The organism is Acidipropionibacterium timonense (genome assembly GCF_900605005.1).
GTDB lineage: Bacteria > Actinomycetota > Actinomycetes > Propionibacteriales > Propionibacteriaceae > Cutibacterium > Cutibacterium timonense.
In genome coordinates this window covers 2,172,238-2,186,505 of sequence record NZ_LR027558.1, presented here as the reverse complement: position 1 = coordinate 2,186,505, position 14,268 = coordinate 2,172,238, and the positions used below count along the sequence as shown (strand labels likewise).

General features: G+C 69.0%; 13 protein-coding genes. 7 read left to right on the top strand and 6 right to left on the bottom strand.

The genetic code is table 11. The annotated features are described in order from the left end of the window. Positions 1-62: 62 nt before the first annotated feature. Together E0E30_RS10300 and E0E30_RS10295 are read right to left on the bottom strand one after the other, a co-directional pair. Positions 63-2,180 (bottom strand): RNA degradosome polyphosphate kinase, encoded by a 2,118-nt coding sequence (locus tag E0E30_RS10300; protein WP_411914029.1) that lies wholly within the window; start codon positions 2,178-2,180, stop codon positions 63-65. 82 nt (positions 2,181-2,262) lie between these two features. Next, entirely contained in the window at positions 2,263-2,970 is a 708-nt protein-coding gene (locus tag E0E30_RS10295) for a winged helix-turn-helix transcriptional regulator (protein ID WP_130866195.1), read from the bottom strand. 71 nt (positions 2,971-3,041) lie between these two features. Here E0E30_RS10295 and E0E30_RS10290 point away from each other — a divergent pair, with 71 nt between their 5' ends. After that, positions 3,042-3,911 carry an NADase-type glycan-binding domain-containing protein gene (locus E0E30_RS10290; protein ID WP_130866194.1) on the top strand — a complete coding sequence of 290 codons (870 nt, stop codon included), beginning with the start codon at positions 3,042-3,044 and terminating at the stop codon, positions 3,909-3,911. Positions 3,912-3,919: 8 nt separating this feature from the next. Here the strand turns inward: E0E30_RS10290 and dtd are convergent, their stop codons facing one another. Continuing rightward, complete coding sequence (gene dtd, locus E0E30_RS10285) at positions 3,920-4,357, bottom strand: D-aminoacyl-tRNA deacylase (RefSeq protein ID WP_130866193.1); 438 nt, start codon at positions 4,355-4,357, stop codon at positions 3,920-3,922. Then, positions 4,354-4,530 carry a hypothetical protein gene (locus E0E30_RS13335; protein ID WP_167853928.1) on the bottom strand — a complete coding sequence of 59 codons (177 nt, stop codon included), beginning with the start codon at positions 4,528-4,530 and terminating at the stop codon, positions 4,354-4,356. The genes dtd and E0E30_RS13335 overlap by 4 nt, the downstream gene beginning before the upstream one ends. Before the next feature lie 227 nt (positions 4,531-4,757). Between E0E30_RS13335 and E0E30_RS10280 the strand changes: the two genes are divergently transcribed. The 3 genes from E0E30_RS10280 to E0E30_RS10270 all read left to right on the top strand — a co-directional run bounded on the left by E0E30_RS10280 (position 4,758) and on the right by E0E30_RS10270 (position 7,700). Next, positions 4,758-5,258, top strand: a complete 501-nt coding sequence (locus E0E30_RS10280; RefSeq protein ID WP_130866192.1) for a nitrobindin family protein — start codon at positions 4,758-4,760, stop codon at positions 5,256-5,258. Position 5,259: 1 nt separating this feature from the next. After that, entirely contained in the window at positions 5,260-6,234 is a 975-nt protein-coding gene (gene ygfZ, locus E0E30_RS10275) for a CAF17-like 4Fe-4S cluster assembly/insertion protein YgfZ (protein WP_245306570.1), read from the top strand. A 77-nt stretch (positions 6,235-6,311) separates the two neighbouring features. Further along, positions 6,312-7,700, top strand: a complete 1,389-nt coding sequence (locus E0E30_RS10270; RefSeq protein ID WP_245306569.1) for a sugar transferase — start codon at positions 6,312-6,314, stop codon at positions 7,698-7,700. An 84-nt stretch (positions 7,701-7,784) separates the two neighbouring features. Here E0E30_RS10270 and E0E30_RS13660 read toward each other — a convergent pair whose 3' ends face one another. After that, entirely contained in the window at positions 7,785-9,074 is a 1,290-nt protein-coding gene (locus E0E30_RS13660) for a L,D-transpeptidase family protein (protein WP_245306568.1), read from the bottom strand. Between the two features lie 327 nt (positions 9,075-9,401). After that, positions 9,402-11,264, bottom strand: a complete 1,863-nt coding sequence (gene typA / locus E0E30_RS10260; RefSeq protein WP_130866189.1) for a translational GTPase TypA — start codon at positions 11,262-11,264, stop codon at positions 9,402-9,404. 113 nt (positions 11,265-11,377) lie between these two features. On the opposite strand from typA, the gene E0E30_RS10255 reads away from it, so the two are divergent. The 3 genes from E0E30_RS10255 (at position 11,378) to E0E30_RS10245 (ending at position 14,261) form a co-directional block, all read left to right on the top strand. Then, the gene (locus E0E30_RS10255; RefSeq protein ID WP_130866188.1) at positions 11,378-11,806 is read left to right on the top strand and encodes a DUF3151 family protein; all 429 of its coding nucleotides are present in this window, start codon (positions 11,378-11,380) and stop codon (positions 11,804-11,806) included. 236 nt (positions 11,807-12,042) lie between these two features. Then, the gene (locus E0E30_RS10250; protein ID WP_130866187.1) at positions 12,043-12,915 is read left to right on the top strand and encodes a GNAT family N-acetyltransferase; all 873 of its coding nucleotides are present in this window, start codon (positions 12,043-12,045) and stop codon (positions 12,913-12,915) included. A 59-nt stretch (positions 12,916-12,974) separates the two neighbouring features. Next, positions 12,975-14,261: an adenylosuccinate synthase gene (locus E0E30_RS10245; protein ID WP_130866186.1), complete on the top strand. Its 1,287-nt coding sequence runs from the start codon at positions 12,975-12,977 to the stop codon at positions 14,259-14,261. Positions 14,262-14,268: the final 7 nt, after the last annotated feature.

Genomic DNA, 14,268 nt, shown 5'->3' with positions numbered 1-14,268 from the left:
ATGACTACTGCTCCTCCCGTCGCGGCATGACTACTGCTCCTCCCGTCGCGGGATGGCCGGTGTCATTTCCGACGGTCCCGGGTGCGTCGGATGAGCTCCTCCTGCATGTCGGTGAGCAGGTGGCCCTCGGCGTCCCGCGACACCTGGGCCCACGTGTCCCCGGTGAGTTGCCAGGACACCGTCGACGGGTCGAAGGCCAGGTTGAACAGGTCGTCGATCTCGGCCACGTGGGCCCGGTTCGACAGCCCGACGAGGGTCTCGACCCGCCGGTCGAGGTTGCGGTGCATGAGGTCGGCCGAGCCGATGGCCACGACCGGCGTCCCGGCGTTCTCGAACCAGAAGATCCGCGAGTGCTCGAGGAAGCGCCCGAGGATCGAGCGCACCCGGATGTTCTCGGACAACCCCGGCACGCCCGCCTTGATGGCGCAGATGCCGCGGACCCACAGGTCCACCGGGACCCCGGCCGCTGAGGCCCGGTAGAGGGCGTCGATGACGCGCTCGTCGACGATCGAGTTGACCTTGATCCGGATGCGGGCCGGTCGGCCGGCGGCGTGGTGGGCGATCTCGGACTCGATGGCCTCGATGATCCCCGAGCGGATCCCGTCGGGGGCCACGAGCAGACGCCGGTACCGCTTCTCGGCGGTCATCCCCGACAGGTGGTTGAAGAGGCGGGCGACGTCGTCGGTGATGATGGGGTTGCTCGTGAGCAGCCCCAGGTCCTCGTACTGCCGCGCCGTCTTGGGGTTGTAGTTGCCGGTTCCGACGTGGGCGTAGCGGCGCAGTCCGTCCCCCTCGTCCCGGATGACCAGCGAGAGCTTGCAGTGCGTCTTGAGGCCGACCATGCCGTAGACGACGTGCACCCCGGCGCGTTCGAGGACACGTGCCCAGGCGATGTTCGCCTGCTCGTCGAATCGCGCCTTGATCTCGACGACGGCCAGCACCTGCTTGCCCGCCTCGGCGGCCTCGACGAGGGCGTCGATGATGGGGGAGTCGCCCGAGGTGCGGTAGAGGGTCTGCTTGATGGCCAGGACCTGGGGGTCGGCCGCAGCCTGCTCGATGAACCTCTGGACGCTCGTGGCGAAGGAGTCGTAGGGGTGGTGGACGAGGACGTCCCGACGCCGGATGGCCGCGAACATGTCGGCCGGCCGGGCAGTCTCGACCTCCGCCAGGTGCGGATGGGTGATGGGCAGGAAATTGGGATAGCTGAGGTCGTCCCGGTCGACGTCACCCAGGGCGAAGAGGCCGGTGAGGTCGAGAGGCGCGGGCAGCTTGAAGACCTCGTGCTCGGTGATGTCGAGCTCGCGCATGAGCAGGTCGAGCATGTCGGCCTGGATGTCGTCCTCCACCTCGAGACGAACCGGCGGACGTCCGACCTTGCGACGCAGCAGCTCCTTCTCCAGGGCGAAGAGGAGGTTCTCGGCGTCGTCCTCCTCGACCTCGAGGTCCTCGTTGCGGGTGACGCGGAAGGTCGTGTGCTGCAGGACGTGCATCCCGGTGAAGAGCTGGTCGAGGTGACGGCTGATGACCTCCTCCAGCGGCAGGAACCGGCCCCGGCCCAGGGGCACGAGACGAGGCAGCACGGAGGGCACCTTGACCCGGGCGAACTGCTCGACCCCGGTCATGGGATTGCGCAGCATGACGGCGAGGTTGATCGACAGGCCCCGGATGTACGGGAAGGGGTGGGACGGGTCGACCGCCAGCGGGGTGAGGACCGGGAAGACCCGCTCGGCGAAGAGGGTGCTCATCCGCTGTTTCTCGTCCTCGTCGAGGCCCGACCAGGTGAGGATGTGGATGCCCTCGGCGGCCAGCGCCGGGCGGACGTCGTCGTTGAAGACGCGGGCCTGTTCGGCCACGAGTTCATGGGTGCGATCGAGGATCGACTCGTGCAGGTCTCGCGGCATCCGTCCGGTGACCGTCGGCACGGCGACCCCGGCGGCGATGCGACGCTTGAGCCCGGCCACCCGCACCATGAAGAACTCGTCGAGGTTGGACGAGAAGATGGCCAGGAACTTCGCACGTTCGAGCAGCGGGATGCGCTCGGCATCACTGGCCAGATCGAGGACACGCTCGTTGAAGGCCAGCCAGGACAGTTCACGGTCGCTGTACCGGTCGCGCGGAAGGCCGCTGTCGGTCGTCTCCTCGGCGGTCGTCGTGGGCGCCGTCTTCCTGGCCATGTGCATCGCTCCTGAGGCGGTCGAGGGGTGTGACCGCACCCGCACAATCTACCGGACGAGGGCCGCCCGGCGAGGGGGAAGTCATGCCTCAGCGTTGCACCTGGAACCGGTACCCGACCGATCTCACGGTGTGGATGTGCGCCTCGTACTCCGGTCCGATCTTCGCCCGCAGGCGGCGGATGTGGACGTCGACGGTCCGGGTGCCGCCGTAGTAGTCGTAGCCCCACACCTCGGACAGGAGGACCTCGCGGGTGAGGACCCGGCCCGGGTGGCCGACGAGGAACTTGAGCAGCTCGAACTCGGTGTACGTGAGGTCGAGGTCGTGTCCACCCACCGAGGCGGTGTACTCGTCCTCGTTGACGACGAAGGGGCCGGCGCAGATGAGGCCGTCGTCCGCGTTGGACAGGAGGAACCTCACCCGGGTGTCGGCCTCGAGGGCCGAGGCCCCCTCGACGATGAAGTCGTCGGCGCCCCACTGCGGGGTGAGCACCGACATCGTCCCGGCCGAGGCGAGCAGGAGCAGCGGCACCCGGGGTTCGTGGGCCGCCAGCCGCAGACATGCCTCCCTGGCCCGGGCCGGTTCGGTACGGCAGTCGACGACGACGACGTCGGTCATGTCGAGATGGGCCAGGCAGTCCTCGATGTCGGTCCACCGGGTCATCTCGTGGGGCAGCAGCTCGAAGGACTCGGCGGGGGCGGCGTCCGCCGGGCCGAAGAAGGCGATCCTCGCCACGGCGTCCCCCTTCCGGTCCAACCTGCCGCGGGCCCGTCGAGTCGTCGGGTCCTCGTCGATCATTGTGCCGCAGGAACCCCCCACCCGACCTCGATGGTCCGGTGGGCGGATGGCGGGGTCGGTACCATCGACCCGTGGCGACGAACCTTCCCGACGACTGGTTCCGCCCCACCGAGGACGAGGTGTCCGGTGAGGGGCGGCAGGAGGAGGTGTCGACGCCGCCGACCGTGGCCACCGAGGGGACGGCACGCGACCCGGAGACGACCGGCCGGATGAGGATCGACCTCGACGAGCACGGGGCCAGCGTCGTCATCGGCAGTTCCGTGGCCGCCCCGAGCGTGTCCCGTCCGCGACGTCGCCGGCACGTCCCGGTGTGGGTGCTGTGGGTCGCGTTGGCGCTGGCCGTCGGTCTGGCGGCCGGCACCCTCGTGCACAACTCCGTCCTCAGCTCCGTTCCGTCCGTGGCCCTCGACCAGCCGGCCGCCGGCCCGGCGTCCTCGGCCGGGGAGGCGCCATGGCAGGGAGCAAGCCACCCGGTCACCGGGATGACGGCGACGGCGTCGTGCACGGCGGACCCGCAGCCCGGCAGCGGAGGGGGCCTCGTGAGCTACGAGGCGAGCAACCTCGTCGACGGCAAGGAGGACACCGCGTGGCGGTGCGACGGGTCGGCCACCGGCCAGCGCATCACCCTCACGGTCCCGCAGGGCACGAAGGTCGTCGGCGTCGGACTGGTCAACGGGTACTCCAAGACGGTCGGCGACCAGGACCTCTACCGGCAGTACCGACGGGTGCTCAAGGTGCGCTGGTCGATGCCCGACGGATCGTGGTTCACCCAGGACCTCACCGACGACATCGAGACCATGCAGACCGTCATGATCCGTCCGGTGGTCGTGCGCGGGCCGATCCTCATGACGATCATCTCCTCGAGCCAGCCCGGGCGTCCCGGCGAGCCGACCAGGGACGCCGTCCTCATCTCGTCCGTGCAGGTGCTGGCGGCGTCCTGAGACGAGGCTCACTCCCAGCGGTCGGAGTCGATGAGGATCGTCATGGGGCCCTCGTTGACGAGGTGCACCAGCATGTCGGCGCCGAAGATGCCGGTCTCCACGTGCGCTCCCAGGGTGCGCAGGTGGTCCGCGAAGTGCTCGACGAGCGGCTCGGAGACCGGTCCGCGAGCCGCTGCGCTCCAGGACGGACGCCGGCCCTTGCGCGTGCTCGCGTAGAGCGTGAACTGGCTCACGACGAGGATCGGGGCCCCGATGTCGGAGGCGCTGCGCTCCTCCTCGAGGATCCGCAGGCCCCACACCTTCGCCGCGACTTTCTCGACATCGGCCGGGGTGTCGGTGTCGGTGATTCCCACGAGGACGACGAGGCCGGGGGAGGGCAGGGCCCCGACGACCTCGCCGTCGACCTCGACCCGGGCCTGCCGGGCGCGCTGGACGACGACCCTCACGGGCGACCGTCGCCCTGCATCGGGGCCGGCACGTGGGCCCTGGCGTACTCGCCGGGGTCGTGGCCCGGGCAGCGGTCGGCCCGGGCGACGCCGGCCAGGGCGTCCTCGACGTGGCGGCCGCACCCCTCCCAGCTCGGTCGCCCGCACAGGGGGCAGGTGATGCGATGGCACATGATGACTCCTCGGGTCCGGCTGCGGCATGGATGTTCCGATGGTAGGCCGGGTCGAGGACGTGCGTGCGGGGTCGTGTCCCCGGCGATCCACTAGACTGGCGCAATGGCCATGACCGATCTCGTCCTCCTCGTGGCGGCCTGCCTGGGCTGCACCGCGGCCCTCCTGTGGTGGGTGGTCCGGACGATCCTTGATGGTCGACGCTGACCCTTCGACCGACAGAGGACCCATGGCCTTCCACATCCCCGACGACCTGCACCGCGACCTCATGCCCCTGGCCTGGATGATCGGCCACTGGGAGGGCGACGGACACGGCACCGAGGCCGACGGAACCGATTTCGAGTTCGGGTGCCAGGTCGACTTCACCGAGAACGGCGGCGACTTCCTCCACTACTTCTGCCAGGCCTTCACCAAGAACCCCGACGGCACCCCGGCGGCGCCGCTGCGGATGGAGACCGGATTCTGGCGGCCGAAGGTCGACGACCGCTCCCTCACCGTCGTCATGTGCGCCCAGGAGGGATGGTCCGAGCTGTGGTCGGGGTCGATCGACGGGGCGCGGATCGAGCTGCGCACCGACACCGTCGTGCGGGCCGACGACGCCGGCGTCGACTACACCGCGGGTCAGCGGCTCTACGGTCAGGTGAACTCGAACCTCCTGTGGACCTTCGACCGCGCCGTCGAGGGCCAGGGACTCCAGCCCTACATGTGGGCCCAGCTGACGAGGGCCTGAGGTGACCGTCCTGCTCGAGGACGGGCCGGACGCCGGCCTCGTCTCCCACATCGTCAACCCGATCGCCGAACAGCGGCTCATGGAGTCGGGCGGTGGTGCCCTGGTCCTGGCCAACCGCGGAGTGCTCACGGTGAGCGGACCTGATCGGCTCACCTGGTTGCACTCGATCACCAGTCAGGCGCTCGAGGCACTGGTCCCCGGCGTGACGACGACCACCCTCGTCCTGTCGCCGACCGGTCACGTCGAGCACGTCCTGCACCTGGTCGACGACGGCACGACGACCTGGGCGTGGACCGAGGCCGGCAGGCTGGCCGAGCTCGTGGCCTGGCTCGACTCCATGCGGTTCCTGCTCCGGGTCGAGGTCCGGGCCCGTGAGGACCTCACGGTGCTGTGGATCGGGCGTGAGGTCGACCGCTCCGGGGTCGACGCCGTCCGGTTGGACTCCGAGGTCGCCGGGGGGACCGAGCTCCTCGTGCCGCGTGACGCGCTGTCGTCCCTCCTCACCAAGGCGGGAGGCACGACGTCACTGCTCGGCGCGACGAGCCAGGTCGGGGTGCGCGCCTGGGAGGCCCTGCGCATCGCCGCCGGGGTGCCGAGAATCGGCCCCGACACCGACGACAGGACCATCCCCAACGAGATCGGCCTCTACGGGACCCACCTTGACAAGGGGTGTTACCGGGGTCAGGAGACGGTCGCGAGGGTTCACAACCTCGGGCGCCCGCCGCGGCGTCTCACCCTCCTGCTCATCGACGGATCCCCCGGTGACCTGCCCCAACCCGGTCCGGTCACCCTCGGGGAGAGGGTGGTCGGGGCCCTGGGGACCGTCGGTCTCCATCACGACCTCGGCCCCGTGGGGCTGGCGCTGCTGCGTCGCGCCACGCCGGTCGACGCCGTCCTCCAGGTGGACGGTCGAGCCGCATCCCAGGAGCCGCTGGTCGATCCCCGGGTCGGCTTGCACGTCAGGCCGATACTGTGAACAGGCCCATCTGCTGAACATGACCGCGCATGTCGCGGGCGCCCCGGTCGGACCGGGGTCACGGGAGGAGTTGTCGCGTGTCGTCGAAGGTTGACTTCAGCCGCACCCAGAAGCTGCTGACGGCCCTGGTGGACGTCGTCGTCTTCGTCGTCGGTCTGTACCTGTCGTTCTACCTGCGGTTCGGGTTCACCATCCCGGCGCGCAATCTCGACGACGCCAAGGCCGCGATGCTCATGAGCGTCCTGGGTTTCCTCGTCGTCAACGTCCTGTCGGGCATCTACGTCCTCTACAACAAGACGATCCTCGATGTCGGCATCATCACGGTCGTCGACCAGGTGCTCGTCACCCTCCTCATCATGGCCCTGACCTTCATGGGACGTTGGTTCGCGTTCCCACGGTCGGTGCTGCTCATCAACCTGGCGGTGAGCATCGCCCTGCTCATGGTGTGGCGGCTCGTCGAGTTCATCGCCTATCGGCGATTCCGCGGGGTCAAGCGGGTCATGGTCGTCGGTCCGGCGCCGATGCTGAGCCGTGCGGTCATCAACTACCTGGGCAACCGCAGCCGTCGGCACCGGCTCACCCATGTCGTCGACGGGCACTACCTCGAGCACATCCGCAGCCACCTCGACGAGTTCGACATCGCCCACGTCTCCGACGCCATCGGCGCCCAGGAACGGACCGCCATCTACGACCTGCTGCTGCGCGAGGACAAGGAGATCTTCCTGTCGACGAGCTTCGAGCACCTCCTCCTGGTCAACCCGACCATCATGAGCATCGAGGACGAGGCCATCATCGCGGCCAGCCCGTTCAAGATCCCGGCCGAGCTCGACCTCGTCAAGCGGTTCTTCGACATCCTCGTCGCCCTCATCGGCCTCATCATCGCCTCCCCGGTCATGCTCGTCACGGCGATCCTCGTCAAGGCGACCTCGCCCGGACCGGTGTTCTACAAGCAGACGCGCATCACCAAGGGTGGGCGCGAGTTCAGCATCCTCAAGTTCCGGTCCATGGGGGTCACCGCCGAGAAGGACTCCGGCCCGATGCTCGCCACCTCGAACGATCCGCGCGTCACCCCGGTCGGCAAGTACCTGCGCAGCCTGCGCATCGACGAGATCCCCCAGCTCATCAATGTCCTCGTCGGGGACATGTCGATGGTCGGACCGCGCCCGGAGCGGCCGTTCTTCGTCGACCAGTTCCAGGAGCAGAACGCCCACTACGCCCTGCGACACAACGTCCGGGCCGGGATCACCGGGTATGCGCAGGTGTACGGGAAGTACGCCTCCGACTTCGCCGCCAAGCTCAACTTCGACCTCATCTACATCAAGCAGTACACCCTGGTGCTCGACGTCAAGATCCTCATCCAGACCGTGAAGATCCTCTTCGACAAGGTGTCGAGCCGGGGGGTCGACGAGACCGAGGAGCCCGGTGACGACGTCACCCTCCCGGCGGGAGTGCAGCACCTGTCCTGACGGACGTCGCCGGCCCGGACACGGGAGACGGGAGGGGCCCCGCACCCGCGTGCGAGGCCCCTCCCGTGCTCGTGAACGCTCGGATCAGTGGTAGACGACGACCTTGGTACCGACCGGGACGTTGTTCCACAGGTACTGGATGCCGCTCCAGGAGCGGATGTTGACGCAACCGTGGGAGTTGCCGGCGTAGCCCCGGGCCGCGAAGTCCGAGGAGTAGTGGATGGCCTCACCACCGCTGAAGAACATGGCGTAGGGCATCTTCGAGCCGTAGAGGGTCGAGACGTGGTCCTTGTTCTTCCAGTAGATCGTGAACTGGCCCTCGCGGGTCGGGTTGTTCTCGTCGCCGAAGCGGGCGTCCAGGGTGATGAGCACCTTGCCACCGTTGAGCAGTCGCAGCTTGCGCTCGGACTTGTTGATGCAGACCGCCCTGCCGGTCCTGCACCGCGAGTCGATCTTGACCGGCGCGGTGCTCGGGGACGGGAGGGATGACGTCGGGGCGATGTAGCTGGTCGACACGTACTGTGAGGAAACCCAGCCACTGCGGCCCCGGTAGGTCACGGGGACCCAGCCGTTCACGGTGTTGCCGCGGGTGCCGACGTACCAGCCGCGCTGGAGTTGGCCCAGGACGGAGGAGGAGGTCGATGCCGCCGATCGGACGTTGACGGTGGTCGTCGCCCACACGATCCGCTTGGTGACCGTGGGGGCGGGGGCGGATGGCTTCGACGTCGACAGGGAGTTGGTGGGAATCCAACCGTTCTGTCCACGGAAGTTCACCGGCATCCAGGCTCCGACCGCTGGGCCCCGCGTGCCGACGTACCAGCCGACCTGCATCGTTCCGATGACCGGTCCGGACAGGCTCGAGATGGACCGCACCTCGACCTTCCGGGTCGCATAGACGATCTGGGTCACCGGGGCGGGGGCCGGGCGGGTGAGGCTCAGCGCGTTGCTCGGCAGCCATCCTGCCCGGCCACGGAAGCTCACCGGCGTCCAGGCTCCGGCCGCTGGGCCCCGCGTGCCGACGTGCCAGCCGACCTGCATGGTCCCGATGACCGATGAGGTCGAGCTGGCACTCGAGCGCACCTCGACGACCTTGGTCGCATACACGATCTGTGACACGAAGGCGGGGGTGGTCGGCGTCGGCGTCTCAGTCGGAGTTGACGACGTCGCGGACGCGGATGACCCAGGTCCCATGGCTCCGCCGGTCGCGTCCGAAGCGGCGGTCGCACCGGTGCGGGCCGTGGTGCTCGCCGAGGCGGTGGGGTCGGGAGTCGGTGAGTCCGATGGTTCGGCGTGGGCCACGGCCAGGCTGCTGAGGCTGAGGATCGCCGACAGTGTCACAGCCAGGGCGGCCGACGTCCTGCTCGGGGTGCGCATGGATGAACCTTTCCGTGTGGCCTTGCCGGGCCGGCAAGGCATGTCCGGGTAACCAGTGGATTCACCATATCCGGACGGGGGTTCTCGGTGACATTCCTTGTCACGCCCATCTGTTGAGTATCGTTCCTAGTCAGGAAGCTGTTTCGAGGGAGACATGAGTCTCTGCGGAGGGTGAGAACTTCCTAATCCTTCGGACAGCAGTTCTCAGACGGATGCTGGGGTCCCCCGCATGGGGGACGCCCCGGCGGCGCTCGTCAGACCGATGGTGGGGTCCCCTCCTGAGGACCCCACCATCCGTGGTCGACCGTGGCCGATCCGTCCGTCGGCTCAGGCCTGCTTGTTGCGGACCCGGGTCTTGGCGCGCTCGTGGGCGTTGAGCTCGACCTTGCGGATGCGCACGACGCTCGGCGTCACCTCGAGGCACTCGTCCTCACGGCAGAACTCGAGCTGCTGCTCCATCGACATCTTCGTGGCCGGGATGAGTCGCTCGAGCTCGTCACCGGTCGACGACCGCACGTTGGTGAGGTGCTTCTCCTTGGTGGGGTTGACGTCCATGTCGTCGGGCCGGGAGTTCTCGCCGACGACCATCCCCTCGTAGGTGTCCTCGCCGGGGGAGACGAACATCGTCCCGCGCTCCTGGAGGTTGAAGAGGGCATAGCTCGTGACGACCCCCTGCCGGTCGGCGACCATGGAGCCGGTCTGGCGGGTGCGCAGCTCACCGACCCAGGGCTGGTAGGCGTCGAAGACCTGGTTCATGATCCCCTGGCCGCGGGTCTGGGTGAGGAACTCGGTGCGGAATCCGATGAGGCCTCGGGCCGGCACGAGGAACTCCATGCGCACCCAGCCCGAGCCGTGGTTGACCATGTGCATCATCTGGCCCTTGCGCAGGCCCATCATCTGGGTGACGGTGCCCATGAACTCCTCGGGGGCGTCGACCGTGACCCGCTCGAAGGGCTCGTGGAGCTTGCCGTCGATCTGCTTGGTGACGACCTGCGGCTTGCCGACGGTGAGCTCGAAGCCCTCGCGGCGCATGAGCTCGACGAGGACGGTGAGCTGGAGTTCGCCACGCCCCTGGACCTCCCACTGGTCGGGTCGGTCGGTCGGGTTGACGCGGATCGAGACGTTGCCGATGAGCTCCTGGTCGAGCCGCGCCTTGAGCAGGCGGGCGGTGAGCTTGTCCCCGGAACGCCCCGACAGCGGCGAGGTGTTGATGCCGAAGGTCATGGCCATGCTCGGCTCGTCGACATGGATGAGCGGCAGCGGCTGGGGGTTGTCCGGGTCGCTCAGGGTCTCGCCGATGGTGATCTGGGGGATGCCCGCGATGGCGACGATGTCGCCGGGGCCGGCCGACTCGGCGGGGATCCGCTCGAGGGCCTTGGTGATGAGCAGTTCGGAGAGGCGGACGTTCTCGACCGACCCGTCACGCTTGCACCAGGCCACCATCTCGCCCTTGCGAAGGGTCCCCGAGACGATCCGGCACAGGGCCAGGCGGCCGAGGTAGGGGGATGCGTCGAGGTTCGTCACGTGGGCACGCAGCACCCCGCCCTCCTCGTAGGAGGGGGCCGGGATGTGCTCGAGGATGCAGTCGAAGAGGGGCTGGAGGTCGGGGGAGTCGGGCATGGCGCCGTCGGCGGGCTTGGTCATGGACGCCCGTCCGGCCTTGGCCGAGGCGTAGACGACCGGGACGTCGAGGAGGGAGGCGTCGTCGTCGTCCGACAGGTCCATGAAGAGGTCGTAGGTCTCCTCGATGACCTCGTCGATCCGGGCGTCGGGCCGGTCGACCTTGTTGATGACGAGGATGAGGGGCAGTTTCTTGGCCAAGGCCTTGCGCAGCACGAAGCGGGTCTGCGGCAGGGGGCCCTCGGAGGCGTCGACGAGGAGGATGACGCCGTCGACCATCTCGAGACCACGCTCCACCTCGCCGCCGAAGTCGGCGTGCCCGGGGGTGTCGATGATGTTGAGGGTGATCTCCTCGCCGTCGCTCATCCGGTGGGTGACGGCGGTGTTCTTGGCGAGGATGGTGATCCCCTTCTCGCGCTCGAGGTCCATCGAGTCCATGACGCGGTTCTCGACCTCGGCTCCCTCACGGAAGGCTCCCGACTGCCAGAGCATCGCGTCCACGAGGGTGGTCTTGCCGTGGTCGACGTGGGCCACGATGGCGATGTTGCGCAGGTCTGTGCGGACGGGCATGCAGGACTCCGGTCTGATCGGGGGAGGGGACGGTCCGAGGGCGGACCGCCGTCCAGTCTAGGCCATCACCGGCCGCCGGGACCGTCGATGACCTGGGGTCATAGGGTGGGGCCATGGCCGAACGACACGAGGGCTCCCGCATCAGCGCCGTCGAACGCGAGGGCACCAGAGCTCCTCGGGATCCGGCGATCGAGGACCTGGCCCGTCACGGCCGGACCGACTTCCCGGCGGTGCTGCGTCGCCATCTCGACTCCCCCCTGGCGTGGGCGATCCTGGCCGAGGGATCCCTGCTGGCCCGGACCCCGCAGGCCGATGTCGCGGCGTACTCCCATGCCATGACGGGCCGGGCGCTGGGGATCGAGGCCCTTCGGGCGGCCGGGTGGACCGCCGGGGATCGGATCGTCTGGGGTGATGAGGTCAACAGTGGCCTCCTGAGGTGCCTCGCCGCCCTCGCCGAGGCGTCGACCCGCCTCGGGGACGTCGATCGTGCCGAGCGGGTTCGTGCCGAACGAAGGTCCCTGGCCCCCGATCTGGCCGACTGAGGTCCCCCCCGGGTCACGCGTCCGCCGGTCCGGCTCCCTCACCGTCCCCCTCGGGACGTGCCCCGGGGGCCGTCCCGGCCTGCGACCGCCACGATTCCCCGCGGCACGTTCCATGGGCCGGCCCTGACCCCACCTGGGCCGACTTGCGCGGGGAATCGTGTCGGTGCCCGCCGGATGCACGACAATGAGGGCAGACCTCCCGTCGACGGCGACGGGGACCGAGACGAGGAGCCACCATGACCGAGCACGTCGAGTTCAGGGATTTCCAACCGCGGGACGTCACGGCCATCGGCTTCGGCGGGCCCGGTGACCTCGCCGAACGGATGGACCGTCCCGGGTCCATGGCCCGCATCGCCGTGTGGCGTGGCGACATCGTCGGGTACGCCGTGTCGTGGCTGGCGGTGGTCCATCGCACCCGCCGGTTCTTCGACGTCCAGGTCGCGCCGGACTCCCGCGGCCACCGCATCGGGACCAGGCTGCTCACCCAGATCGCCGAACGGTCGGACCGGCCCCTGGCCACCAAGGCCATCGAGGAGTCCGACGCCCATGAGTTCCTCCGCTCCCTGGGCGCGACCTCCTATGCCGTCTGCCCTCCCCTGGAGCTCTCCTCGCGGCACTTCGTCAAGGTCGTCGAGACCCTCGGCCGGGCCCGCGACGTCGTCCCCGCATCGACGCTCAGCCCGGGGGCGGCCGAGAACCTGTGGGAGCAGTGCTATACGTGGATCCACGAGCCGTGGTCGCCGGTGGACGACTCGACGGAGGCCCACGAGGCCGTGCGCGCCGAGGCCGGCGAGCTCGACCTCGACCACACCGGGGTGGCCCTCCTCGAGGGGGAACCGGTGGCGGCCGCGTTCCTCTTCGACGACGAGGGTGCCCCGACGGTCTGCGCCGAGACGATCACCCGCGACGCCCCGGAGGGCGACGACGCGCTCGCGCGGGCGGTGTCCTGGGTGGTCGCCGACGCCCGGCGCCGGGGGCTGCACCGCCTCGCCTTCGACGGTCACGAGTCCGACCCGCACTTCGGCCCCCTCGCCGCACGTCTCCCGCTGGACGGAGCCCGACTCCACCTGCTCGAGATACCCGTACCGCTGGATGGCACGACAGCCTGAGCCCGTAAAGTTGGCCCGGTGTGGTCGGGCCGGCCGATCATCGAGGAAACGAGGACAACATGCCTGGGATCATCGTCATGGGAGCTCAATGGGGTGACGAGGGCAAGGGCAAGGCCACCGACCAGATCGCCGAGCGGGTCGACTACTGCGTGCGCTACTCCGGCGGCAACAACGCAGGTCACACCGTCGTCGTCGGGGACGACAAGTTCGTCATGCACCTCCTTCCGGCCGGCATCCTCAACCCCAACTCCACGGCCGTCCTCGGCAACGGGGTCGTCATCGACCTCGACGTCTTCCACTCCGAGCTCGACGCCCTCATCGAGCGCGGGGTCGAGGTGCCACATCCGCTCATCAGCGCCAACGCCCACATCATCACCCCTTACCACCAGACCATCGACCGGGTGACCGAGCGGTTCCTCGGGAAGCGACGCATCGGCACCACCGGGCGTGGCATCGGGCCGGCCTACTCCGACAAGATCAACCGGATCGGGATCCGCGTCCAGGACCTCTTCGACGAGTCGATCCTGCGCCAGAAGGTCGAGGCGGCCCTCGAGCGCAAGAACCAAACCCTGGTGAAGATCTACAACCGCCGCGCCATCGACGCCGAGCAGATCATCGAGGGGCTGCTGGCCCACGCCGAGCGGTTGCACGGGCACGTCGTCGACACCTCCCGGCTGCTCAACTCGGCCCTCGACGAGGGCAAGGTCGTCCTCTTCGAGGGGGCCCAGGCCCACCACCTCGACATCGACTTCGGCACCTACCCCTACGTCACGTCGTCGAGCCCCATCGCCGGCGGCGCGTGCACCGGCACCGGCGTCGGACCCACCCGGATCGACCGGGTCATCGGGATCGCCAAGGCCTACACGACGCGCGTCGGCGAGGGTCCCTTCCCGACCGAGCTGCTCGACGCCGACGGCGAGATGCTCCGTCAGGCAGGCGGGGAGTTCGGTGCCACCACCGGGCGACCGCGTCGCTGCGGCTGGTTCGACGCCCTCGTCGTCGAGCAGGCGGTGAGCGTAAACGCGACGACCGACCTCTTCCTCACCAAGCTCGACGTCCTCACCGGGATCGAACGGATCCCGGTCTGCGTGGCCTACGAGGTCGACGGCGAACGGACCGATGTCATGCCGCTCACCCAGTCGCAGTTCCACCATGCCAAGCCGGTCTACGAGTACCTCGAGGGGTGGACCGAGGACATCTCGGGGGCGCGCACCCTGTCGGATCTGCCGTCCGCCTGCCGGGCCTACGTCGACCGGCTCGAGGAGCTCGTGGGGTGCCGGATCTCGGGCATCGGGGTGGGGCCCGGCCGGGAGCAGTCGGTGGCGATCCACGACCTCATCGACTGAAGATCGT

What these genes read in the sequence shown, in the direction of transcription:
- E0E30_RS10300 (WP_411914029.1), bottom strand. Translation starts at nt 2,180, where the DNA reads ATGCACATGGCCAGGAAGACGGCGCCCACGACGACCGCCGAGGAGACG.
- E0E30_RS10295 (WP_130866195.1), bottom strand. Translation starts at nt 2,970, where the DNA reads ATGATCGACGAGGACCCGACGACTCGACGGGCCCGCGGCAGGTTGGAC.
- E0E30_RS13335 (WP_167853928.1), bottom strand. Translation starts at nt 4,530, where the DNA reads ATGTGCCATCGCATCACCTGCCCCCTGTGCGGGCGACCGAGCTGGGAG.
- E0E30_RS10280 (WP_130866192.1), top strand. Translation starts at nt 4,758, where the DNA reads ATGGCCTTCCACATCCCCGACGACCTGCACCGCGACCTCATGCCCCTG.
- E0E30_RS13660 (WP_245306568.1), bottom strand. Translation starts at nt 9,074, where the DNA reads ATGCGCACCCCGAGCAGGACGTCGGCCGCCCTGGCTGTGACACTGTCG.
- typA (WP_130866189.1), bottom strand. Translation starts at nt 11,264, where the DNA reads ATGCCCGTCCGCACAGACCTGCGCAACATCGCCATCGTGGCCCACGTC.
- E0E30_RS10255 (WP_130866188.1), top strand. Translation starts at nt 11,378, where the DNA reads ATGGCCGAACGACACGAGGGCTCCCGCATCAGCGCCGTCGAACGCGAG.
- E0E30_RS10250 (WP_130866187.1), top strand. Translation starts at nt 12,043, where the DNA reads ATGACCGAGCACGTCGAGTTCAGGGATTTCCAACCGCGGGACGTCACG.
- E0E30_RS10245 (WP_130866186.1), top strand. Translation starts at nt 12,975, where the DNA reads ATGCCTGGGATCATCGTCATGGGAGCTCAATGGGGTGACGAGGGCAAG.